A 22,104-nucleotide genomic window follows, 5' to 3' on the forward strand; every position below is an offset into this window, starting at 1 on the left:
ACGACGGGACTTCACGGACACGACCCGGGCAGTGCCCCAACCATCCCCAATGACCCGGAAAGTACGCCTGGGGCCGTGCGCTAACCGGCTGTTCGCGGGATGGTCTTCTCCCAGGTCCGGTGGAAGACGACCTCGCCGCCCTCGGTGCAGACGACCTCGTTGACGGTGTGGAAGTCGTCCGCGTCGGCGGTGATCTCCGAGCGGGTGTCGATCTGCACGTCCCACGACATCTCGGGCCGGTGCAACCGGATCGTCCAGTCGGACCGGGTGCGCGCGGAGAGCGGGTCGGCCTCCTGGATCGTGTACGTCTCCACCGCCTCCTCGGTGAATTCGAGCCCGTCGGGGTAGACGCGCGTGCCGCCGTAGCGCGGGTCGACCTCCAGCCGCCATTCACCCTTGGCGACATCGCGGACGACGAGCCGTTCGGGGCGTGGCGTGTCCAGGGTCTCCGGGAAGACGACGCCCAGCGGCTCGGACTGCTCGGGCTCCTCGAAGCGGATCGCCGGGTCCTCGGTGTGCCGGCGCACCGGCAGCTCGACCAGGCTGTCGTCGGCCTCCAGGGTGAAGCCCGCCGAGCCGGCCTGCGGCCAGATCCACGGCCAGTACGAGGAGGAGACGGCGAGTCTGATGCGGTGGCCGGGCGGGAAGGTGTGCCCGATGCCGTTCAGCTCGAAGGTCACGTCCTCGGTGGCGCCGGCCGGCCAGTCCTCGGCGCGGTCGCGGCCGTGGCGGGCGGCGAGGTTGAGGGCGCCGCGCGTGACGAGGGTGGAGGAGCCGTCGGGGGCGACGTCGCAGAGCCGGGCGACGGCCTGGCCGCGCGGCACGTCCATCCGGATGCGCAGCTTCACCCGGGGCCGGCCCAGGATCTCGATCGGCGCGTCGGCGACCGGGAACTCGAAGCAGAGCGATTTGGCGTCCTCGTCCCGCTGGTCGGGCGGCAGGTCGGCGTCGTTGCCGAAGGGGAAGAACCGGCCCGCGTCCAGCCCGGTCTGCTGCGGTGAGTGGACGATCTGCGCCCCGCCCTGAAGGGCGTACGCCACCGGGGTGACGTTCTCCGACGGCCAGCTGGTCTCCCCGACCCAGCGGCCGGGCAGCGTCTCGTAGACCGTGGCGGGCCGGTGCGACTCGCTGATCCAGGACCGCAGCAGCGGCTCGTCCAGGATGCCGGTGTCCTCGTCCTTCAGGTGCTGGTCCCACCAGCGCAGCGTCTCCTGGAGGAAGCCGATGGCGGGTCCGGGCGGCAGCCCCCGGTCGGGGTACTGGTGCGACCAGGGCCCGATGATCCCGCGCACCTTCGCCGGGTCCAGGTGCTCGACCAGCCTGAGGACGGTGTCGCGGTACGGGTCGTGCCAGCCGCCGACCGCCAGGACACTGGCCTTGATCGCGGAGTAGTCCTCGCAGACGCTGCCGTGCTGCCAGTAGGCGTCGCGGGTCTGGTGCGCGAGCCAGGTGTGGATGAAGGGGTCGACGGCCTCCAGCCGGGTCAGCCACATCTGGCGCCAGTCGTCGCCCACGTCCGCCGGGTCGGGCGGCCGGCAGACGAAGGCCAGCATGGTCGCCGCCCAGGCGTGCATGTCCACGGCCAGGACCGAGCCGCCCATGTAGTGGACGTCGTTGTCGTAGCGGTCGTCGGCCGAGCACACCGTGACGATCGCCTTCAGCGGCTCCGGGGCGAGCGCGGCGATCTGGAGCGAGTTGAAGCCGCCCCAGGAGATGCCGAACATGCCGACCCGGCCCGAGCACCACTCCTGCTCGGCCAGCCACTGGATGACGGCGACCCCGTCGGCCAGCTCCGTCGCGTCGTACTCGTCCCCCGGCATGCCCTCGCTGTTGCCGTGGCCGCGCACGTCGACCCGGACCGAGGCGTAGCCGTGGCCCGCGTACCAGGGGTGGCGCTGCCAGTCGCGCGGCGCGGTCCAGTCGCTCAGCCGGTAGGGCAGGTACTCCAGGAGCGCGGGGACGGGTTCGTCCGTGACCGGCCGCCAGATCCGGGCGTACAGCTCGGTGCCTCCCGGGAGCGGGATGTAGAGGTCCTCGTGGGTCGTCTCGTACGGGAACGCGGTCTGGATGTGCATGGGCGTACCTCAGTGGACGGGGTGCATGGTGCGCTTGAGCCAGGGGGCGGCGGCGATGACGGCCACACCGGCCACCACCGCGACAGCGCCATTGACACCGAAGTAGGCGGGGTTGGACACCTCGCCGTACAGCTTCACGATCTGGGCCTGGATGCCGTTGGCGAGGGCCAGCGAGAGGAACCAGAGCGCCATGGTCTGGCTGGCGAACGCCCTGGGGGCGAGCTTGGTGGTCGCGGACATGCCGGAGGTCTCCAGCAGGATGTCGCCGAGCCCGAGCAGCAGGTAGGAGCCGACGATCCACCAGGCGGCCATCCGGTACGTGTCGCCCGAGTGGCCGGAGGTGGGCAGGACCATCAGCAGGAACGAGAGACCGCCGAGGATCACCCCGATCGCGATCTTGTTGGACGCGTGCGGCTGGCGCGGCCCCATCCTCGCCCAGACGGCCGCGACCACCGGAGCGAGCGCCACCTCGAAGGCGCCGAGCGCGGAGGCGTACCAGCTGGCCGGGAAGTGGAAGCCGAAGATCTCCGTGCGGGCGTTGGTCGACGCGAGCAGCATCATCGTCGAGTACGCCTGGAAGAGGATGAAGTTGAAGACGACGGAGGCCAGGAACAGCACCACGTACGGGCGCAGCCTGCCGCGCTCGTCGGCGCTGACCCTGGGGCTGCGGAACATCACCACGAAGTAGACGACCGGGGCGATCACCGAGATAAGGGTGAGCAGGTCCACGAACCGGTCCATGGTCAGCCAGCCCGCCAGGGCGAGACCGGTGGCCGCCGCCGCGACCACCACGGCCCCGACGACGATGAGCAGGACCGCGCGCCGCATGGGTCCGGGGGCCAGCGCGTATTCGGCGGCGCGCTTTCGCCCGGCCAGGTGACGGCGGCCCGCCACGTACTGGATGAGGCCCAGCGTCATACCGAAGGCGGCGGCCGAGAAGCCCCAGTGCCAGCCGGCGTGGTCGCCGAGCCAGCCGGTGATCAGCGGCCCGAGGAACGCGCCGACGTTGATGCCCATGTAATAGAGGGCGAAGCCCGCGTCCCGGCGCTCGTCCTCGGTCCGGTAGAGCTTGCCGACCATGGTGGCCACATTCGGCTTGAGCAGCCCCGTACCTGCACTGATCAGCCCCAGCCCCACCCACGTCATGGCGTCCGTGGGCACCGCCATGGCGTAATGCCCGCAGGCGATCAGGATGCCGCCGTACAGGACGGCCCGGTACGAGCCGAGGATGCGGTCGGCCAGCCAGCCCCCGGCAACCGACACCAGATAGACGAGCGTGCCGTACGCGGCGGAGACGGAGGCGGCGGTCCCGGCCTCCATACCCATGCCGCCGTGCGCGACCGTGTCCGCGAAATACAGGACCAGGATCGCCTGCATGCCGAGGAACGAGAACCGCTCCCACACCTCCAGGCCGGACAGGGTCATCAGACCCCGTGGCTGGCCGAAAAATGCGTGGTCGTCAGCCGGGGGCGGCTGCGCCGGTTCGGTCTCTGCGGCTGCGTGGGACAAAGCGGCAACTCCTGATCGTATGAGCTGATCCCGAACATACCGGCGGTGGCGGGAAGGCGCCCACGGTGATCCAAAGGGGACCGGATACGCTGACTTGAGTGATGACAACGACACATCGACATTCCGTGTGATCGTCAGCAGACAGGAGATCCCCTCGTGACCGTCGTCGGGCCGTTCGGACTGAGCGTGCGGGACCAGGCTCTTGAGGCCGGTGTCCAGGCCGGTTTGGCTGCTGTCGAGTCGGGCCTGCTCGATGCCACCAAGAGCGACGTGCCGTTCATCACGGAAGCCGCCCAGCACCTGGTGCGCGCGGGCGGCAAGAGGTTCCGGCCGCTGCTGGCGATGCTCGCCGCCCAGTTCGGTGACGCCGACGCCCCGGGCGTGGTGCCCGCCGCGGTGGTCGTGGAGCTGACCCACCTCGCGACGCTCTACCACGACGACGTCATGGACGAGGCCGACGTCCGGCGCGGGGTTCCCAGCGCCAATTCCCGCTGGGGCAACTCGGTCGCCGTACTGACCGGCGACTTTCTCTTCGCGCGCGCCTCGCACATCCTGGCCGACCTCGGCCCGGAGGCCGTCCGCATCCAGGCGGAGGCGTTCGAACGCCTGGTCACCGGCCAGATCCTGGAGACGGCCGGCCCGCGCGACGGGCGCGACCCCGTCGACCACTACCTCGAAGTGATGCGCGGCAAGACCGGCTCGCTGATCGCCGTCGCCTGCCGCTTCGGCGCGATGATGTCCGGCGCCGACGAGTCCACGATCGACATCCTCACCCAGTACGGTGAACGGCTCGGCGTGGCCTTCCAGCTCGCCGACGACGTCCTCGACATCGCCTCCGACTCCCACGAGTCCGGCAAGACCCCCGGCACCGACCTCCTGGAGGGCATCCCGACCCTCCCCGTCCTCCACCTCAGGGCGCAGGCCGGGGCCGACGGCAAGCCGGACGACCTCGCCCTGGTCGAACTGCTCGACGGCGACCTCCAGGACCCGGACACGCTCGCCGAGGCGCTGCGCCTGCTGCGCGCCCACCCGGCGCTGGCCCGGGCCCGCCGCGACACCGTCCGGTACGCCCAGGAGGCACGGGCCACGCTGAAGCCGCTGCCCGAGTGCTACGCCAAGCTCGCGCTCGAAGAGATGTGCGACGCCGTGGTGCACCGCGCGGGCTGACGGTCCTCGACGACCCCTGACGGCTTCTGACGGCCTCTGGCGGCTTCTGACGGCCTCTGACGGTCCGTGACGGTCCCTAGGGGATGGCGGGGAAACGGCGCCCCGGGGTCATACCGAAGGGGTAGGCGCAGTTGCTCCCGGGGGTTGACGCCTCCGGCCGTCCGATTTGGTCAGATGGAGAACAACCACTCCTGACCAAAACGGGTGAGAATGGCGGCACGGAGTGGACGAGTGCATCCCGACGGAAGCCGCCGACCACGGAGGTAGGGCACACATGGCACCGAACGACAGCGCGGAGACCAACGGCACGGCCGCCCGGGGGAGCGCCGGCCGCCGCAAGGCGGCGCGCTACATCGTCCCCGTCGCGGTGGCGGGGGTGGCGGCCGCGACGATCGGCCTGGTCCCGGCGCTCGCCAGCTCGGGCGACCCCGATCTGCCGAAGATCACCGCTCAGGAACTCATCGAGAAGATCGCCGCCTCGGACACGCAGCAGTTCTCCGGCACGGTGAAGATCAGCACGGACCTCGGCATCCCGTCGATCGGCGGCCTGGCCGGCTCCCTCCTCCCGGACGCGGGCGGCAAGGACGCGTCCGGCGCCGACCCGGAGGCCAGGCTCACCGAGCTGGTCTCCGGCACGCACACCCTGCGGGTCGCCGCCGACGGCCCCGGCAAGCAGCGCCTCTCCGTCCTGGACAAGGCGTCCGAGTACAGCCTGATCCACAACGGCGACCAGGTCTGGGCGTACGACAGCGCGTCCAACGAGGCCTACCACGCCGACACCAAGGACAAGCAGGACAAGTCCACCCGGGGCAAGGACAAGGCCCTCCCCGAGGGCGTGCCGACCACCCCGAAGGCCCTGGCCGAGCAGGCGCTGAAGGCCGCCGACGGCAACACGTCCGTCGCGGTCGACGGCACCGCCCGGGTCGCCGGACGCGACGCGTACCGCCTGGTCCTCAAGCCCGAGCAGGGCGGCTCCACGATCGGCTCCATCACCGTCGCCGTGGACGCGGAGAACGGCGTACCGCTCAAGTTCACGCTCCGGCCCAGCAGCGGCGGCAAGGCGGCGGTGGACGCCGGGTTCACCTCGGTCGACTTCAAGAAGCCCGCCGCCTCCTCGTTCACCTTCACCCCGCCCAAGGGCGCGAAGGTCACCGAGGCCGACGAGGCGGAGCAGGCCGCAGGCGGCCACGAGAAGGAGGCCCGGAAGGCGATCGAGCAGGCCAAGGGCGACCTGGGCGCGTTCGAGGGGGTGAACGTGATCGGCGAGGGCTGGAACAGCATCGCCGAGATCAAGACCCCCGGCGGCGCGGCCCTCCCCTCCGAGGCGTCCGGTGACGTACCGGCCGAGGCCCTGCAGTTCCTGGACGCGCTCGGTGACAAGGTCACCGGCAAGTTCGGCTCGGGCACGGTCTTCAAGACCCGCCTGGTCAACGCGCTGATGACGGACGACGGCCGGGTCTACGTGGGCGCGGTCACCAAGGACGCGCTGGTCGAGGCCGCGAACAACGCGGGCTGACACCCGAGTCCCTCGCCCGCCCCGCCGTGCGTTGCGCGGCGGGGCCGGCGCGATAGTGGGGAGCAGACATGACAAGGCCCGAGACCGCGCCCGTGATCGAGACGCGCGGGCTGACCAAGCGCTACCGGGGCGGTCAGCTCGCCGTGGACGGCCTCGACCTCACCGTCCCCGGCGGCAGCGTCTTCGGCTTCCTCGGGCCCAACGGCTCGGGCAAGACCACCACCATCCGGATGCTCATGGGCCTGATCGCCCCGACCTCCGGCACCGCGAGCGTCCTGGGCCGCCCCATGCCGGACGCGTCGCGCACGGTGCTCCCGCAGGTCGGCGCGCTGATCGAGGGCCCCGCGCTGTACGGGTTCCTCAGCGGCCGGGACAACCTCGTGCGCTACGACCGGGCCGACCCCACCGCCGACCCGCGCACCCGCACCGCCCGCGTCGGCGACGCCCTGGAACGGGTCGGGCTCGCCCCGGCGGCCGGCAAGAAGGCCCGCGCGTACTCGCTGGGCATGAAGCAGCGCCTCGGCCTCGCCGCCGCCCTGCTCCGGCCCCGCCGGCTGCTCGTCCTGGACGAGCCGACCAACGGCCTGGACCCGCAGGGCATGCGCGAGATCCGAGCCCTGGTCCGGGAGCTGGCGGCCGATGGCACGACCGTCTTCCTCTCCTCGCACCTCCTCGACGAGATCGAGCAGGTCTGCACGCACGCGGCGGTGATGGCCCGGGGCCGGCTCCTCACCCAGGGCCCCGTCGCCGGCCTCGCCTCCGGCACCGGCGGCCGTCTCGCCGTCACCACCCCGGACCCGGCCGACGCCGCCCGCGTACTGAAGGAGCACGGGCTCACCGGCATCACGCTGGACGGCGACCGGGTACGGGCGGACGCCCCGCCGGCCGCGGTCGAACTCGCGGACCTCACCGCGGCATTGGTGCGGGAAGGCGTCCGGGTGCGAGCATTCGGCGTCGAACGGGCCTCGCTGGAGGACGCGTTCGTGGCCCTGACGGGAGAAGGATTCGATGTCGCAGGCTGAAATGTCGCACGCTGAAATGTCGTCGGCTGAAACCACCCGCGTCGGAGCCGTCCGCAACCCCCTGTGGACGTTCGGCATCCTCCGCTCCGAACTGACCACCACCCTGCGCCGCTGGCGCACGCTCGCCCTGCTCGGCGTGCTGGCCGCCGTCCCCGTACTGATCGGGATCGCGGTACGCATCGAGACGGCCGACGGCTCATCGGCCGGTCCGGGAGGTGGCGAGGGCGGCCCGGCGTTCCTCTCCCAGGTGACCAACAACGGCCTCTTCCTGGTCTTCGCCTCCCTCGCCGCGACCCTCCCCGTCTTCCTGCCCATGGCGGTCGGCGTCATCGCGGGCGACGCCGTGGCGGGCGAGGCCAACGCGGGCACGCTGCGCTACCTGCTGGTCGCCCCGGCCGGCCGGACGAGACTGCTGCTCGCCAAATACGCCGCCACGCTGGGCTTCTGCCTGGTCGCCACGCTCGTCGTGGCCGCCTCCGCCCTGGCCGTGGGCGCGCTGCTGTTCCCCGTGGGCGAGGTCACCACGATCTCCGGGACCACGATCGGCTTCGGTGAGGGGCTGCTACGGGCCGGGCTCGTCGCGGTGTTCGTGGCCGCGTCCCTCACCGGTTTCGCGGCACTCGGCCTGTTCGTCTCGACCCTCACCAACAGCGGGATCGCGGCCATGGCGGCGACGGTCGGGGTGCTGATCACCGTACAGATCGTGGACACCATCCCCCAGCTGAGCGGGGTCCACCCCTACCTGTTCCCGCACTACTGGCTGTCCTTCGCGGACCTGCTGCGCGACCCCGTCTACTGGGACGAGGCACTGAAGAACCTGGGGCTCCAGGCGCTGTACGCGGCGGTGTTCGGCTCGGCGGCCTGGGCCCGCTTCACGGCGAAGGACATCACCGCTTGATACGGAAGCGACCTGGCACGGGAGCGACCTGATGCGGGAGCGACCTGATGCGGGAGCGACCTGATGCGGGAGCGACCTGATGCGGGAGCGACCTGATACGGAAGCGACAGCCGCACCGTCGGCCGGCGAGCCGTCCCCCGATCGGCTCGTCGCGGCACGAACGGCACGAACGGTGCGAAAAACGAGAGAACGAACCGACACGGCACGTTCCGTTTCCGCCTGAGCATTGTTCGTTTTTTGGCGACGGACTGTCAACAAGGATTGGCTCGAACAGGCCTATGCTCACCGAATGAACACATCGCCGAGTTCATCGCCGCGTTCACTGCGCCGGAGCGAGAGCTCGCACAGGGCGACCCTGGAAGCCGCCCTCGACCTGTGTACGGAGAAGGGGTACGGCCGGGTCACCATCGAGGCGATCGCGGCCCGGGCGGGCGTCAGCAAGAAGACGATCTACCGCTGGTGGCCGTCGAAGAGCGCCGTGCTGCTGGAAGCGTTCACGGAGAGGCTGGTCACGGCCACCCCCTTCACCGACACCGGCGACATCGCGAAGGACCTGCGCACCCACATCACGGGCGCGGTCGACATCCTCGCCGTACCCCCCTTCGGCCCCGCGTACGCGGGCATACTCTCCGAGGTCCACCACGACGACGAGCTGGCCGAAACAGTACGCACCCAACTCATCGAACCCCGCTTCGAGGAAGCGGTCGGCCGACTGCGCAGCGCCCAGGAACAGGGCCAGATCCCCCCGGACGCCGACCTCCACCTCGCGGTGGAGATGCTGTACGGCCCGGTCTACTACCGCCACGTGCTGCGCAAGCCCATGCAGGACGCGGAGGCGGTGGGGAAGCTGGTGGACCACGTACTGCGCTCGCTGGGGGCGGTAGCCACCCGCTGAGGGTCAGCCGAAGACCCGCTCAAGGACGACCGCTATCCCGTCGTCCTCGTTGGACAGGGTCACCTCGTCGGCCGCCGCGCGCAGCTCGGGATGGGCGTTGCCCATGGCGACCCCGTACCCGCAGCTGCGGAACATCGGCAGGTCGTTGGGCATGTCCCCGAAGGCGATCGCCGTGCCCGGGTCCACCCCCAACTCCTCGGCCGCCAGCGCGATCCCGACGCCCTTGTCCACCCCGTACGGCTGCAACTCGACGGTCCCGGGCCCGGAGTGCGTCACGGTGGCGAGGTCCCCGACGACCGCCCGCGCCTCGGCGGCCAGCGCCTCGTCGGTGAGCTCCGGGTGCCGGATGAGCACCTTGACGACGGGCTCCGCCCACAGCTCGTCCCGGTGCCGGGTGCGCTGGGAGGGCAGCGTGGCGTGCGGCATCCGGTACCCGGGCTCGACCAGGGTCCGCCCATGTGCCCCGTCCTGATCGACGGCCGCGAAGACCTGCCCCACCTGCGCCTCGATCTTCCCGAGCGCCGCGTCGGCCGCTTCCCGGTCGAGCGTGACGGACCGGACGGTACGCCCGGCCCCGGCGTCGTACACCTGAGTCCCCTGCCCGCAGACGGCGAGCCCCTGATAGCCGAGCCCGGCCAGCAGCTCCCGCACGCCGGGCACGGGCCGCCCGGTGACCACCAGATGCCGCGCCCCGGCGGCGCCGGCCAGGCGGAGCGCGGCGCGGGTGCGGGGGCTGACGGTGTCGTCGCCGCGCAGCAGGGTGCCGTCCAGGTCGGTGGCGAGGAGGGCATATGCGGGTGGGATGGGCATGGCAGCCAGCGTAGGCGGTGGCTGCCGGAGCCCGGCCGGAGTTGTGGCGGGGTGGGGACGTCCTGTAGGGGCGCCGAATCGATGTGACAACTAAGGTTGCCGAATGCCTTCATGACAACTATAGTTACCAGCATGCAGACACCGGAAACCTCGGAAGTGAAACCGGAGCCGGAGCGGGTGGAGCTGGCCAAGGCCCTGCTCGACGCGCTCGATCCACTGGCCGCATCCGTGCACGCCCGCGCGACCGGGCTGCCGCCCGACCGGATGTGGGCTGCGGACCCGGTGGACGTGTCGCTGTCCGTGCTCGGCGCCTGGAAGGTGGTGGACGAGGAGGTCAAGCGGCTGACGGCGATAGCCGCGCGGACGGCCGGCGCCTACGGCGCGAGCTATGAGCGGCTGGGGGCCGCGTGGGGGATCACGCGGCAGGGCGCGCGCAAGAAGTGGCCGGACGCCGTCGTGGGGAAGCGGGAGGCGAGCACGCTGGACCTGTTCGGCGGCCGCGCCGAGTTGAGTTGGGAGGGGACGCCGGGCGGCTGGTGCTGGAAGGGTCGGGGCGCTGACGGGACCCGCAGCGAGGCCGGCGAGGCTGAGCGCTCGTTCGCGACGAAGGAGGAGGCGGCCGCCCATGCGGGTGCGTTCCTGAAGGAGCACGCGGGCGAGAGGTAGGACGGCGTCACGAGACGGTCAGGACGACCTTGCCCCGGTCGGCCCGCCCTTCGATCGCCGTGTGAGCGTGCGCGGCGTCGGTCCAGTGGAAGGGCGGCGTGGACGCAGGGCCGTAGGCTGCCCTCCCCGTAGCGCGCCCACAGCCCGGCGGTCCACCCCGCGTACCGCGCGGGCTGGTGGTCCTGGCGGCGGGCGCCGCCCCGGACCCGGTCGCCCACGCCGACTTGGGCCGAGCGGTCGCCCTGGACCCGAAGGACCTGGTCGGAGTCCTCAACGACCTCCAGTCGGCGGCCTTGATCGTCCGCGCCCCGGACCCCAAGGACCGCCGCAAGAACGCGGTGAGCCTGACGGAGGACGGCCGCCGCCTGGAGGAGTGCACGGAAGCTGGCGAGCCGGCCAACGTCCAACTCCTGGCCCCGCTGTCGCCGGACGAGCGGGCCCAGTTCCTGGACATGCTGCGGCGGATCAGCGGGGTGGGGTGAGGAGGGCGGGGTCAGACGGTGTCGAACCCGCCGCGCTTGATGCCGTCCACGAAGGTGGTGAAGGCGTGGGCGTGGAGGCCCAGGGCGGGGCCGGTGGGGTTCTTGGAGTCGCGGACGGGGACCAGGCCGGTGGTGGCGGCGAGGTTGGTGGCGACCTGGACGCAGTTGCCGCCGTTGTCGCTGTACGAGGAGGTGTGCCAGCGGGGGGATTCGGTCGTCGTCACGGGCTTCCCTTCGGTACGGGGGTCAGATGGTGTCGAACCCGCCGCGCTTGACGTCGTCCACGAAGGTGGTGAAGGCGTGGGCGTGCAGGTCCAGGGCCGGTCCGGTGGGGTTCTTGCTGTCGCGGACGGGGACCAGGCCGGTGGTGGCGGCGAGGTTGGTGGCGATCTGGACGCACTGGCCGCCGTTGTCGCTGTACGAGGACGTGTACCAGCGGGGGGATTCGGTCGTCGTCACGGGCTTCCCTTCGGTACGGCGGTCAGATGGTGTCGAACCCGCCGCGCTTGACGTCGTCCACGAAGGTGGCGAAGGCGTGGGCGTGCAGGTCCAGGGCCGGTCCGGTCGGGTTCTTGCTGTCGCGGACGGGGACCAGGCCGGTGGTGGCGGCGAGGTTGGTGGCGACCTGGACGCAGTTGCCGCCGTTGTTGCTGTACGAGGAGGTGTGCCAGCGGGGGGATTCGGTCGTCACGATGTGCCCTTTCGCAATTGCCTGATCATGGCCACGGACGCCTTTTGGGACAGCGCTTCGGCCTGTAGCTGATGGTATGCCGTCAGCACGGGTAGCACCGACGTACTTTCCCGGTCGAGATGGCCTTGAGTCTGGGATTCGGCATAGCAGACGACGGACCGATCCGGAAGAGTCAGGAGATTGACGGGCAGGTCGAACGTCCGCCGTTCCCCTATCTCGTACGGGGCGATCTGGAGTTGGGTGTTCGGCAGCTCGGCGAACTCGATCAGCCGTGCCAGCTGGGCGTCCATGACGGCCGCACCGCCGACAGGGCGGCGGATGCAGCTCTCGTCCATGATGACGAACAGCATGGGCGGCTTGGGCCGTACGAGAGCCGCCTGCCGTCCTGCCAGGAACGCGACGCGCTCGTCTGCTTGCTCCGGTGCAATCGCCCCGCGTCGCACTGCGCTGTCGGCCAGCACCCGTGCGTACTCCGGAGTTTGCAGCAGCCCCGGGATGATCCCGATCTCGTACAGGCGGAGTTCGACCGCCCGGCCTTCGTGTCCTACGTACTGAGGAAACCCCTCCAGGAGCGAACCGTGCCGGATCTCCCGCCACTGGTGCTCGAACGTGTCAGCGGTTCCTTCGGTGCCGAACGCTCTGTCAGCTTGGCGCGCGAAACGGAGGGTTGGCATCTTGCGCCCAGTTTCCACGGCCGAGATGTGCGTGCTGGAGTAGCCCGTACGTTCGGCCAAGTCCTCCTGCTTCCATCCCCGGGCCTCCCGCATGCTGCGGATACGCGCGCCGAAGGCGGCCTGAGGGCTGCTGTCGGGCTCTAACTCCTTGCGGTTCAAGGGCTGTCACCGACCTTTCGTTCGCAACTGACACGTTGAACGGTTATTGACTCTAGGACACGCTGAGTCCGCTTGGTAGTGGAATGACTACGGAGAGGAACGGTCATGTTCGCAGAGAATGGTCCACCGCCCGGACCGGGCGCCCCGCAAGTCCGAATCCCCGCCCCCGGCACGCTCGTCGCGGACATCAGCCGGGCGGACCGGGTCCGGGTCGGGGAGTTCCGAGGGGTCGCCGGCCCCTACTGGATGCTCCGGCCCGCAAAGGGTGGAGCCGAGTGGGAGGTGCTGCCCGAGCACACGCGGGCGGCCACGCCCGCCGAGCGGCTCGGGGCCAGGACCGCGCGGGAGAACGCCCGGAGCCGGGGTGAGGTGGCATGAGCGACCAGGAGGGCCCTCAGCCCGCCACCCCTTGCCGTACGTGCCAGGAGTTCGACCTCGAAGAAGCCGTCGCCCGGAGCGAACGGGACGGGAGCAGGGAGACCGACTGCCGGGTGCTGCGCCGACGCCACGTGGCCGCGGAGCACGGGGAGCCGCAGCCGTGAGGCAGTGGCGGCTGCGGCTCGTACTGGCCGCAGGGGCGGCGGAGGTCCGGCTACGCGCCCGGTTCCCCCGGCTGACATGGGCACTCACGCGCCAACCGGCCCCGAACCCCGCTCTGTTCACCGAACTCCGGCGCCTCGAAACTGACCCGGCGAACCGGGCGGTGTTCCGGGCCCGGCTGGACGCGGCGATCGCCGAGCGCGACGCCGTACGCGAAGCAGAGGCGCACGCGACCGAGGCGGCGGCGGCCGAGTTGCTGCGGGTTACGTGTTCGCGTCGGCGTGGACACGTACGACCGTGACGGCCCGCCGGGGGCCGGCGGGCCGTCACGCAGTGCTGAGGCCGCGTTGAGACGGCCTCGGATCACGGCCGACGGCGTATGACTACCGTGATCCCCGGCGTCACTGTTCGACGGTGAGCGACCAGGAGACAGTCGAGGGCGCCGATATCTGCACGCTCCCCTCGCTCCGGGCTCTCTTCAGCCGAATCTCGTCGTAGCTGCTGCTCACTTCCCCGTTGACGCACTTCAGCGGGAAGGAGAGCCCCACTGGCTTGAGGGCCACGTCGAGGGTTCCGTTGCCCTGGCAGTTGACCTGGATGGCGGGGGTTCCGTTGCCGATTTCCTTGGCCAGGGGGAGTTCGGCATTTCCCTTTCTGGACGCGACGGACTGGGATACCCGGTTGGTGAGGCGGGCGGAGCGGCCGATGCGGGCTTCTCCTCGCCGCTGCATCCGGTCAGGGCCAGGGCTCCGGCCATGGCCGCTGCGGCGAGAGCGATGGAAGGGCGCGCGAGGTGCGGTGCGATCAGCTTTCCGACAGGTACCAGCCGACCTTCATGGGCGTGTAGCTGGTAACGGTCTTCTTCGACGGAGTACCCACGGAGATCCAATGGCCCATTTTGGTCGTCAACTTGGCACCCTTCCCCCCCCATGCCGCCCCCTGAAGCGGCTATGGGATCAGTAGGCCACACCCGCATGCGCTGACGTAGCGTTGCGCATGAGAACTGAGCGTGATTTGAGGTCGTGTCCGCGGCGGCCGAGTTGCTGGGCGATTCCGCCCCCTCTCGGAACTGCTCAGCCGATGGGCGGCGGGCGGAATCGACACCACGCTCTTCCATGCCGGCGTCGAAGAGGCCATGCGCCGTTACGCCGGATACGGGCTGGTGAAGATGCTGCCGCTCGACCGCGTGTTGGTCGGTTGCGACTCCCTGCGCACCGGCGCGTTCGGCGGATTCCACCACCCGGACCAGGGATACCGGCATCTCCAGATGATGGCCGTCATCACCATGTACGGGCCCTTGGAACGCCGGAGTCCGGAGCGCCCCGCGCTGGCCCTGCTCGATCTGTTGCGCGCGTACGCCCATGACTGCCGTCACTACGGATCGCGTCGGCGTCACGTGGAAGTGGCAGGGGTACCCGTCCGCACTCAGTACGGCATCAACTTCCGCCGTCCAAGCGGACAGTCCTACTCGGCCGCCGGCCAGCGCGGAACCGGGCACACAGGGACTCTGGGCATCGTCATGGAGGGAGCGTGCGACAGAGAGGCACGGGCCATCACCCGGCGGACGACGGAACGGTTCGGCGTGACGGAACCTTCGGACGTTCTTGGTTCGCTCACGTTGCGGGACGTGACGGGCACGTTGGCCGGCGGGGAAGCCGCGTGCGTGGTGGACCTGGCGGAAGGCGAGGAGCAGATGCGATACGCGGCCGCGCTCAGCGACTACGGCAGAGGTGTCAACCGCCGGTACTCGCGCTTCCTGGAGTTCGCCCCCGGGGGAGGAGAGCGAGTGCCACACGCGCCTTCTCGTCGCCACCGTCAGCGGTGACGTGATGGCGCTGGGAACGTGGCTGGACGAGCGGCACGGCCCCAGGGACGTTCGCAGGCCTGTTCCGGACGCCCCGCTACTTCGGTCCCGGCTTGACCGTATAGGTGGTCTCCCGCAGGGCTGTCCGCCGCTCCCGCCCGCGTCTACTGCACGCAGAACTCGTTGCCCTCCGGGTCTCCCGACACACGGAACTAGCAGTTCTGGAGTGTCGTCATGGTTGCATCGGTCCTGGTCAAGCCCGGTACGGAGTCGAACAGCGATATCCCCCCGCTCCCTACAGCGGGCATGACGACTGCCAGCACCCGGAACCCCCTCGCGGGGACGGTCTACACCGAGACCCTTCGGGGTGTGCGGTGTGTCCGTCTGTCCGTGCTCACCGACGAGACCACTTCGCCCGAGCGGCAGCGCGAAGCCGGAGACATCGCCGCAGCGGCACTCAACATCGACTTTGGGTCGGGCGACCAGCTTCGGGAAGCCGTAGACCTTGACGTGAGCGCGAGCGCGTTCGGGCCCTTCGAGCGGCCCGAGCTTGGCGGGTGGCTCAACCGGCCCGACGAGTACGACGCCCTTGTCTGGTGGCGCTTTGACCGTGCCATCCGGTCGATGGGCCACATGCACGAGCTTGCGAAGTGGGCGAAGCAGCACCGGAAGATGCTCGTCTTCGCTGAGGGCATCGGCGGGGGTCGGCTCGTCTTCGACTTCCGCAACCCGATGGACCCCACCAGCGAACTCATGATGATGATGCTTGCGTTCGCCGCTCAGGTGGAGTCGCAGAGCATCAAGGACCGCGTTACCGGCGCGATGGCGGCAATCCGCCGGATGACCCTCCGGTGGCGCGGGGGCGGCAAGCCGCCTTACGGCTACATGCCCGCCGAGATGCCCGACGAGCACGGGGGCAAGGGCTGGACGCTCGTCCCGGACCCCGATGCGGTCAAGGTCATTGAGCGCATCGTGAAGGAACTGTTGGGCGGCGTTACCGCCTCCATGATCGCTGCGGGTCTCAACGCCGACGGGATTCCCTCCCCGCGTGATCACTGGGCGTTGAAGATGAAGCGGAAGACGGGCGGCAAGACCGGTGGGGCTAAGGGCGAAAAGGGTGTGACCCGCGAACGCTGGTCCTGGAACCCGGCGGTCATTACCCGGATGCTCCGTAACCCGACGCTGCTCGGCTGGAAGATGCACAACGGCAAGCCCGTCCGCGACGACCAGGGCAACCCGATCATGAGCACTGCCGAGCCGATCATGACCCGCGAGGAATTCGACCGCATCGGGGCCGTACTGGACGAACGGTCCATCAACAACAGCGTTCGCAATGACACGGATGCGCTGTTGCTGCGGGTGGTCCACTGCGCCCACTGCGGGCACCGGATGTACAAGAGCCAGCAAGAGGGCCGGAACCCGTTCTACAAGTGCAACAGCCACGCGCGGGGCGAACTGTGCGAACAGCCCGCCAACGTCCGCGCGGACTGGACCGACGACTACGTGAGCGCCGAGTTCCTGCGGCTGGTCGGCTCCGTCCAGACAACGCACGTCGTGACCATCCCCGGGTACGACCCCGAGCCCGAGTTGCGCGCCACCGTGGCCGAGTACGCCGAGCACCAGGAACAGAAGGGGCGTCAGAAGTCCAAGCACGCCGCCGCAGAGTGGCAGCGACGGGCGGACGCACTCGACGCGCGCATTGCCGACCTGGAGACCCGGGAAGCCCGTCCCGAACAGCGCATCGTGACCCTCACAGGGCGCACCATCGCGGACGAGTGGGCGGCATCGGACACCGCCGGTCGGCGCGCGCTGCTCATCGAAGCGGGGGCACGCCTGGAGGTCACGCGCGGCACGCGTGGGGGGTGGCGCAAGCTCGACGTACGGCGGGTGTCGTTCACGGTGAACGGCGCGTTCGATCCTGCCGCCGAGACCGTGACCACGGCAGCCGAAGACGTGGCGTCCGTTGAGCGCGGAGACCACCCCGCCCCCGGTTCCGCCGCTCGTCTCGCCGAGCCCGAGCCCGTGCGCGAACTGGTCGCCGCGTAGCGCCCGTCACGATGCCGGGATCTTTCCGCTCCCTACAGCGAGTAGGAAGACGAAAGATCCCACCAACAAACGGCGCTGCGCGGCAGATGCAGACGCCCCGGAGCCCCGGACGCCCACGAGGACGGCCGGGGCTTCGCGCTGCCGCCTTACGAGCCGCACGCCCGTAGGAGCACAGCGGATGAAACCGCGCCCCCAAGAGACAGAGTTACTTATTTTGGTGACGCGTAACAATAAATAGAATGCATAGAAAAAATCTAAGGAAAAACAGAGAGCGTGACTCATCACAGCAATTCATCACCCCGCCTGCCCGGTGAGCACTGAACATGGGCTACTACGCACCCGCCGCGCACTCCGCGCGCTGCGACCAATGCGGCGGACCTCTCTCCGGACGCCAGGAACGCTACTGCTCCGGAAGATGCCGACAAGCCGCACACCGCGCCAGAACCCGCCCCCACCCGGCCGAGAAGTCGTGTCCGCTGTGTGGGCAACTCTTCGAGCCCCTGAATCGCTGGCAGAAATATTGCGCCTACGACGAAGCGGGATACGACTGCATCAACGCACAGGAAGACATCGCAGAAGCCGCAGAGGACGCCAGAGAAGCCCGCACGGCAGCACGGTGCACCCATTGTGCGGGCCCCACGGGATGGGGCGGCAGGGGGCGACCTAGGCGATTCTGTTCGTCGAAGTGCAGGCAAGCCGACTACCGGAAGCGCATTGCCGCGAGGACGGCCGGCACACATCCGAAAGGGAAGGAATGACGATGACGAGTAAGCACCTTTGGAATGCGGATCGCGTGAGCGGACGAGTCGACCGAGAGAGGCTGCGCGCCGCAGCGTGGAACCGTGATGAGCGGTTGGAGAAGCTCGCCAATCTGCGCGACACACAGCCCGACCTGTACGGCCATCTCGGCGCGGTCGCACACATTGCCCTCGGTCACTACGAGGCCGACAAGAAGAATGCGGCAGCTCATGGCCGCAATGTTGACGAGGGGAACTGAGCATGAACAACGACATCCAGAAGGCTGCCGAGCGCGTTGCCAAGCTGCGAGCACAGGCGGACAAGCTGTCCGCCCCGCTCGATGATGCGCTAGCACAGCTCGAAAAGGCCGAGCGCGCCGAAGAGGACCGCCGGGCCCACCGGGCGGAAAACTATGACACCCGGGTTGCCGCCACCTACAAGGATCGCTTGCAGGAAATGACCGAGTCGGCACATGCCGCACGGGAACGCTTCTTCGAAGCGCTTTCCGGTGAACCCTGGTTCGCAGCCTACGTGGAATACCGTTCCGCCCGACACAAGCGCGAATACATTCTTTCCGAAGCCCGCGCCGCGCAGCGAAACTTGGGACAGGTGTGCACGGTCCCTGATCAGCGATGGACCGATAACCGATTCGCAGATGACCTTCTGGAACACCTGGAAAAGAAGGCGTATGAGTCTGCCGACAAATTCGGCGAAGAGATGCGAACCGCGCGAAGGGATTTCATTTCCGCTGAGTAGCGCCCGTCTCCATTTTTTCGTGGGCACCCAGGGGGGTGCCCCTCGCCCTCCCCGATCCTGCACGGCAGGGAGGGCCGAAGCTCGCGCCGCAACTAAAGCCATTTGCGCGGGCCCGCAAACGCCGCCCGCATAGCGAAAGGGAGTGACCTTGGCCGACCCGTGGCGCAAGAAACCAGCACTTCAAATCGTCCGAGAGGGAAACCCGGGAAAGCGGGCAGCGCCGGACACCGTGGCCGTGCCGCCCGCCAAAATGATCGAACCCGACTGGCAGGAGACGTTCCGCACGGTTGAGAGCCCGGAACAGGAAACGGTCAACGCCCGCTGTCGGTCGGTTGCTTCGGCCGAGTGGCGGCGCGTCGTTCCGGTACTCGCCCTGACGGTCGGGCTCGGAGACGTCGACGCCTCGTTGGTCAAGGACTACTGCGTCGCCGTGGCCCGCATCGACCAGTGCGAGCGGGAGTTGTCCGAGCACGGGTTGATGCTCCGAGGAGAGCGCGGGTGGCAGAAGAACGGCGCCGCCACTATCGCAGGGCAGTACCGGGTTCAAGTCGCCCGCTACATCCGTGAACTTGGGCTCTCCCCCAGTGCTCGTACCGGCCTCGCGGCCCCCGAGCCGGCCGACGACGACAGCGACCTTTGGGATTGACCCCTACGCACCTACAAGCCCCCCGTGCCGCCCGTCCCGCGTGGGGCAGGCAGCACGGGGGGCTCTTTTGCGTCAGTGGCCCCGACGCGGCTTGCGGGCGGTCTTGACGACCCCCCTTGACTGGGCAACGATCGAGCAATCATCTGCAATCAGGTCGACACAGGGGGTAGTCATGCGCTTGCGTTTCCTCGGGATCATTCCGAACTCTCCCGACACGGATTCGCCCACCATCTGGCTCGACGAGGACAGCGGGGACCTGCTGATTCAGTCGTACCGGGCGAGCGAGGAAGAGGTAAAGGCATGTAAGGAGGTTGGGTCGATCCCCGGTCACGGCACGGACGTGCCGGACCACGAGGTAATTCTTCGACTGCCCAAGGTCATGCGGCAGTACTTGCCAGCTCTCGACAACGAGTAGGGAAATGAAGAACCCAGTACTTGAAGGGCTCTCCACCGCTCGGACTTCGGTAGTCCATCTGGAGATGCGGGATTCCTATCTACCTGGCGACCCTGAGTTCGTCGCTTGGCAGCGCGGGAAGCGTCTGGACCCCAACGCCGAAAGGTCCACATGGTGGCGTCCTTTTCTGGATGTGGTCCAGGAAGTGACCTCCCGAGGGGTCGTCATGCAGCGAGCGCGGATCGTCTCGGAACCCGTAACCGAGTACATCCGCTACGAGCACCACGTCAGTTTCCCGAATATCGCGGCTGGGGAGTTGATCCGCTGGCTTCCAAGACGTCTGGCTGCCGATATCCCACTTCCCGGTACCGACTTCTGGATGTTCGATGAAGAGTCGGTGCTCTTCACCTACTTCTCCGGCACCGGAGAAGTAGTGGACAGGGAATGGTGTCGGGATCATGATGTCGTGGCGATGGCCGCTGTGGCATTTCGTGAAGTATGGCGCCGGGCCACGCCACACGAGGACTACAAGCTGACCTGATTGATAATGGCACAGTCGTCCTCCTCCAGCGTTCAGCAGGCTCGGCAGGTTCTCGCTGACAGGCTCCGAGAAATTGTTAGAGACGCCGGTCTTGACGGAAAGGGATTGGCAGCCCTTTGCGGATGGCATCCTTCCAAGGTTTCTCGAATCTGCACCGGCAAGACCCAACCGAGCGAAGAAGACATCCGCACTTGGTGTCGAGCCTGCAACGCTGAGGGCCAAACAAGTGACTTGGTTGCCTCCCTGCGCGCCGTGGAAGGGATGTGGCTTTCGTGGAGCCGCATGGAACGCACAGGGCTGCGCAGGGTGCAAGACTCGCGCGTTCCGCTCTACGAGAGAACGCATCGTTTTCGGTCATATTCCCCTGGACTCTTTCCGGGACTTCTGCAAACTCTTGGATATACCGAAGATGTTTTGCGTGCCGTACAGCGACGCCGTGTCGAGGTTGACGACGTTGCCGACGCTGTGGCCTCGCGCATGGAAAGACAGAAGGTCCTCCGCGATGGACACCGCACTTTCGCATTCATTGTCGAGGAATGCGTGCTGCGAAATGCGCTCGGGGGTACAGAGAACCAGATCGAACAATTGGATCACTTGCTCACGCTGGTTTCTGTCCCGAATATCAGCATCGGCATCATCCCCGCTCGCCTGAATCGGGTTCGGATGCCCGTCGAGGGGTTCTGGATCTTCGATAGTGGGCAAGTGAACGTGGAGTTGGTTTCCGGGTTCCTGACGCTGACGCAGCCAAGTGAGATCAAGACTTACGCCGACACCTTCGCCGCACTTTCCGGTCTCTCCGTCTACGGAACACAGGCCCGCTCCTTGATCGTCAGTGCTCGGGATTCGCTCAGGTGATCCGCGTGCAATCACATAGAATCGGCTGTCTATCGGCACATCGCCGTTCCTAGCGTGTCCCCCATCGCACCGCGAAAGGGGGCAGCTTGTGAGCAAGCACCACACCGAACCGCCCGAGCCGGGCACGCTGCTGGTGGACGCGAACGGCAAGCTCGGCGTGTTCATGGGCAAGGGCGGCCCCCGCTACATGCTCCGCCCCGTGCGTGGCGGGTGTGAGTGGGAGGCCGAGCCCGACGACGTGCGCGAGCCGACCCCGGCGGAACGGGAGACCGCCGAGCGGCAGCGCGCCGGACGAACGGCGGTGTCCCCGTGAGCTGGACACCCCCGGTTCCCCCGCCCGTCAACTGCCCCCGGTGTGTGTACCTCGCCGGACAGGAGAACGCCGCCGCCGCTCGGGGCGACGCGGAAGCGGCGCGCAAGTTCGACGGCATCGCGTCGATTCATCGCGCGGAGACCGGCTGTCCGGAGCGTGCCGCATGAGCACCCGCAGTCTGTTCCGCTTCGTCTCCTGGACCGTCAAGCCCGACCGCGAGCCCGACGCCGCCCCCGTCACGCACCTGTACCGGTGCACCAGTGAGGACGAAGCCGGGAACGTGTGCGGAGCCGAGTCCGCGCGCACCGAAGACGGCGCGTCCGCCGAAGATTGGGCACTTCGCCACGCCGCCGAGAACCCCGACCACCGGTCGTACGCCTACGCCCCCGAGCTGCCCTACGTCGCCACCACCCCGGAACTGTTCGGGGGCCACCCCGAGCCGGAGGGGGCGGCATGAGCGGCGAACACCGGTACGTCGTCGCGGTGAGGGGCGGGGACGCGTCGCGGGGCTTCCAGCTCGGCGGGACGACGACGCGAAGCGCTCGGGTGGCGCTCGTCCGCCTCCGTGGGCAGGCGCTCCGGATCGCTGACGGCTTGGACCCGCACCCGGGGACGTGGTGGCTGGGGAACGGGGGGCTCGTCCGCCTCCCTGACGCCCCCGAAGCGCTGCCGGACGCCCCCGCCGAACTTCGGGCGTGGGTGGTCTCCTCCGTGCACCAGGACGACGCGTTGGACCAGCTCGTCAACGGCTTCCCGCTGGTGCTGCGGGTGACCGACCGGTGGTCGGGGTGCTGGTTCGAACTGACCGCCCGGTCCCTGGTGCCCGTCCCCGCCGCCCCGCCCTTCCGCCGTACCGCGCCGGCCCGCCCCGTGGCCTACGCCTAGACCCCCGTCCCGGCTTCGTGTT

At 68.9% G+C, this 22,104-nt stretch carries 29 protein-coding genes; 21 read left to right on the forward strand and 8 right to left on the reverse strand.

Annotation, left to right across the window (positions count from 1 at the left end; all coding sequences use genetic code 11):
* Positions 1 to 80 precede the first annotated feature (80 nt).
* Together E6P78_RS01495 and E6P78_RS01500 are read right to left on the reverse strand one after the other, a co-directional pair.
* Positions 81 to 2,075: a CocE/NonD family hydrolase gene (locus E6P78_RS01495; protein WP_136201659.1), complete on the reverse strand. Its 1,995-nt coding sequence runs from the start codon at positions 2,073 to 2,075 to the stop codon at positions 81 to 83.
* A gap of 9 nt (positions 2,076 to 2,084) precedes the next feature.
* On the reverse strand, positions 2,085 to 3,584 hold the full coding sequence (locus tag E6P78_RS01500; protein WP_136201660.1) for a peptide MFS transporter: 1,500 nt from the start codon (positions 3,582 to 3,584) through the stop codon (positions 2,085 to 2,087).
* A 156-nt stretch (positions 3,585 to 3,740) separates the two neighbouring features.
* On the opposite strand from E6P78_RS01500, the gene E6P78_RS01505 reads away from it, so the two are divergent.
* The 5 genes from E6P78_RS01505 to E6P78_RS01525 all read left to right on the forward strand — a co-directional run bounded on the left by E6P78_RS01505 (position 3,741) and on the right by E6P78_RS01525 (position 9,082).
* The gene (locus E6P78_RS01505) at positions 3,741 to 4,751 is read left to right on the forward strand and encodes a polyprenyl synthetase family protein (RefSeq protein ID WP_136201661.1); all 1,011 of its coding nucleotides are present in this window, start codon (positions 3,741 to 3,743) and stop codon (positions 4,749 to 4,751) included.
* 274 nt (positions 4,752 to 5,025) lie between these two features.
* Positions 5,026 to 6,267, forward strand: coding sequence for an outer membrane lipoprotein carrier protein LolA (locus E6P78_RS01510; protein WP_136201662.1), 1,242 nt, complete (start codon positions 5,026 to 5,028; stop codon positions 6,265 to 6,267).
* Positions 6,268 to 6,335: 68 nt separating this feature from the next.
* A complete protein-coding gene (locus E6P78_RS01515; RefSeq protein WP_136201663.1) occupies positions 6,336 to 7,289 on the forward strand; it encodes an ABC transporter ATP-binding protein in 954 nt (317 codons plus the stop codon).
* A gap of 16 nt (positions 7,290 to 7,305) precedes the next feature.
* Entirely contained in the window at positions 7,306 to 8,187 is an 882-nt protein-coding gene (locus E6P78_RS01520) for an ABC transporter permease (protein WP_136201664.1), read from the forward strand.
* A gap of 289 nt (positions 8,188 to 8,476) precedes the next feature.
* Positions 8,477 to 9,082, forward strand: a complete 606-nt coding sequence (locus E6P78_RS01525; protein WP_136201665.1) for a TetR/AcrR family transcriptional regulator — start codon at positions 8,477 to 8,479, stop codon at positions 9,080 to 9,082.
* A 3-nt stretch (positions 9,083 to 9,085) separates the two neighbouring features.
* Here E6P78_RS01525 and E6P78_RS01530 read toward each other — a convergent pair whose 3' ends face one another.
* The gene (locus E6P78_RS01530) at positions 9,086 to 9,892 is read right to left on the reverse strand and encodes an HAD family hydrolase (protein ID WP_136201666.1); all 807 of its coding nucleotides are present in this window, start codon (positions 9,890 to 9,892) and stop codon (positions 9,086 to 9,088) included.
* Positions 9,893 to 10,024: 132 nt separating this feature from the next.
* On the opposite strand from E6P78_RS01530, the gene E6P78_RS01535 reads away from it, so the two are divergent.
* Both E6P78_RS01535 and E6P78_RS01540 read left to right on the forward strand, forming a co-directional pair.
* On the forward strand, positions 10,025 to 10,558 hold the full coding sequence (locus E6P78_RS01535) for a hypothetical protein (RefSeq protein WP_136201667.1): 534 nt from the start codon (positions 10,025 to 10,027) through the stop codon (positions 10,556 to 10,558).
* A 173-nt stretch (positions 10,559 to 10,731) separates the two neighbouring features.
* Positions 10,732 to 11,040: a MarR family transcriptional regulator gene (locus E6P78_RS01540; RefSeq protein WP_136201668.1), complete on the forward strand. Its 309-nt coding sequence runs from the start codon at positions 10,732 to 10,734 to the stop codon at positions 11,038 to 11,040.
* A gap of 11 nt (positions 11,041 to 11,051) precedes the next feature.
* Here the strand turns inward: E6P78_RS01540 and E6P78_RS01545 are convergent, their stop codons facing one another.
* The 4 genes from E6P78_RS01545 to E6P78_RS01560 are packed head-to-tail and all read right to left on the reverse strand — an operon-like array spanning position 11,052 to position 12,564.
* Positions 11,052 to 11,264: a DUF397 domain-containing protein gene (locus tag E6P78_RS01545; RefSeq protein ID WP_136201669.1), complete on the reverse strand. Its 213-nt coding sequence runs from the start codon at positions 11,262 to 11,264 to the stop codon at positions 11,052 to 11,054.
* Between the two features lie 22 nt (positions 11,265 to 11,286).
* Entirely contained in the window at positions 11,287 to 11,499 is a 213-nt protein-coding gene (locus E6P78_RS01550) for a DUF397 domain-containing protein (protein ID WP_136201670.1), read from the reverse strand.
* Positions 11,500 to 11,521: 22 nt separating this feature from the next.
* The gene (locus E6P78_RS01555) at positions 11,522 to 11,731 is read right to left on the reverse strand and encodes a DUF397 domain-containing protein (protein WP_136201671.1); all 210 of its coding nucleotides are present in this window, start codon (positions 11,729 to 11,731) and stop codon (positions 11,522 to 11,524) included.
* Positions 11,728 to 12,564: a helix-turn-helix transcriptional regulator gene (locus E6P78_RS01560; RefSeq protein WP_136201672.1), complete on the reverse strand. Its 837-nt coding sequence runs from the start codon at positions 12,562 to 12,564 to the stop codon at positions 11,728 to 11,730. Before E6P78_RS01560 ends, E6P78_RS01555 begins: the two co-directional genes overlap by 4 nt.
* 105 nt (positions 12,565 to 12,669) lie before the next feature.
* Between E6P78_RS01560 and E6P78_RS01565 the strand changes: the two genes are divergently transcribed.
* Genes E6P78_RS01565 through E6P78_RS01570 form a run of 3 tightly spaced genes read left to right on the forward strand, consistent with a single transcriptional unit; the run spans position 12,670 to position 13,405 of the window.
* Positions 12,670 to 12,942, forward strand: coding sequence for a hypothetical protein (locus E6P78_RS01565; RefSeq protein ID WP_136201673.1), 273 nt, complete (start codon positions 12,670 to 12,672; stop codon positions 12,940 to 12,942).
* A complete protein-coding gene (locus E6P78_RS32615; protein ID WP_168712529.1) occupies positions 12,939 to 13,106 on the forward strand; it encodes a hypothetical protein in 168 nt (55 codons plus the stop codon). The genes E6P78_RS01565 and E6P78_RS32615 overlap by 4 nt, the downstream gene beginning before the upstream one ends.
* Positions 13,103 to 13,405: a hypothetical protein gene (locus tag E6P78_RS01570; RefSeq protein ID WP_136201674.1), complete on the forward strand. Its 303-nt coding sequence runs from the start codon at positions 13,103 to 13,105 to the stop codon at positions 13,403 to 13,405. Before E6P78_RS32615 ends, E6P78_RS01570 begins: the two co-directional genes overlap by 4 nt.
* 100 nt (positions 13,406 to 13,505) lie before the next feature.
* Here the strand turns inward: E6P78_RS01570 and E6P78_RS01575 are convergent, their stop codons facing one another.
* Positions 13,506 to 13,835, reverse strand: a complete 330-nt coding sequence (locus E6P78_RS01575) for a hypothetical protein (protein ID WP_240798999.1) — start codon at positions 13,833 to 13,835, stop codon at positions 13,506 to 13,508.
* A gap of 404 nt (positions 13,836 to 14,239) precedes the next feature.
* Between E6P78_RS01575 and E6P78_RS01580 the strand changes: the two genes are divergently transcribed.
* From E6P78_RS01580 to E6P78_RS01630, 11 genes are all read left to right on the forward strand, one after another.
* Complete coding sequence (locus E6P78_RS01580) at positions 14,240 to 14,929, forward strand: hypothetical protein (protein WP_206307688.1); 690 nt, start codon at positions 14,240 to 14,242, stop codon at positions 14,927 to 14,929.
* A gap of 285 nt (positions 14,930 to 15,214) precedes the next feature.
* Positions 15,215 to 16,954, forward strand: a complete 1,740-nt coding sequence (locus E6P78_RS01585; RefSeq protein WP_136201775.1) for a recombinase family protein — start codon at positions 15,215 to 15,217, stop codon at positions 16,952 to 16,954.
* A gap of 760 nt (positions 16,955 to 17,714) precedes the next feature.
* Positions 17,715 to 17,951: a hypothetical protein gene (locus E6P78_RS01590; protein WP_240799000.1), complete on the forward strand. Its 237-nt coding sequence runs from the start codon at positions 17,715 to 17,717 to the stop codon at positions 17,949 to 17,951.
* 2 nt (positions 17,952 to 17,953) lie between these two features.
* Positions 17,954 to 18,448: a hypothetical protein gene (locus E6P78_RS01595; RefSeq protein ID WP_009062516.1), complete on the forward strand. Its 495-nt coding sequence runs from the start codon at positions 17,954 to 17,956 to the stop codon at positions 18,446 to 18,448.
* 142 nt (positions 18,449 to 18,590) lie between these two features.
* Entirely contained in the window at positions 18,591 to 19,094 is a 504-nt protein-coding gene (locus E6P78_RS01600) for a phage terminase small subunit P27 family (protein WP_234010825.1), read from the forward strand.
* 172 nt (positions 19,095 to 19,266) lie between these two features.
* Positions 19,267 to 19,509 (forward strand): hypothetical protein, encoded by a 243-nt coding sequence (locus E6P78_RS01605; protein ID WP_008749501.1) that lies wholly within the window; start codon positions 19,267 to 19,269, stop codon positions 19,507 to 19,509.
* A gap of 4 nt (positions 19,510 to 19,513) precedes the next feature.
* Complete coding sequence (locus E6P78_RS01610; RefSeq protein WP_008749502.1) at positions 19,514 to 20,029, forward strand: DUF6879 family protein; 516 nt, start codon at positions 19,514 to 19,516, stop codon at positions 20,027 to 20,029.
* 6 nt (positions 20,030 to 20,035) lie between these two features.
* Positions 20,036 to 20,884, forward strand: coding sequence for a helix-turn-helix transcriptional regulator (locus E6P78_RS01615; protein WP_008749503.1), 849 nt, complete (start codon positions 20,036 to 20,038; stop codon positions 20,882 to 20,884).
* An 88-nt stretch (positions 20,885 to 20,972) separates the two neighbouring features.
* On the forward strand, positions 20,973 to 21,197 hold the full coding sequence (locus tag E6P78_RS01620) for a hypothetical protein (protein WP_009062510.1): 225 nt from the start codon (positions 20,973 to 20,975) through the stop codon (positions 21,195 to 21,197).
* Between the two features lie 163 nt (positions 21,198 to 21,360).
* The gene (locus tag E6P78_RS01625; protein WP_008747591.1) at positions 21,361 to 21,654 is read left to right on the forward strand and encodes a hypothetical protein; all 294 of its coding nucleotides are present in this window, start codon (positions 21,361 to 21,363) and stop codon (positions 21,652 to 21,654) included.
* Positions 21,651 to 22,082, forward strand: coding sequence for a hypothetical protein (locus E6P78_RS01630; RefSeq protein ID WP_009062506.1), 432 nt, complete (start codon positions 21,651 to 21,653; stop codon positions 22,080 to 22,082). Before E6P78_RS01625 ends, E6P78_RS01630 begins: the two co-directional genes overlap by 4 nt.
* Positions 22,083 to 22,104 lie beyond the last annotated feature (22 nt).

Source organism: Streptomyces sp. A0958 (assembly GCF_004795035.1).
Taxonomy (GTDB): Bacteria; Actinomycetota; Actinomycetes; order Streptomycetales; family Streptomycetaceae; genus Streptomyces.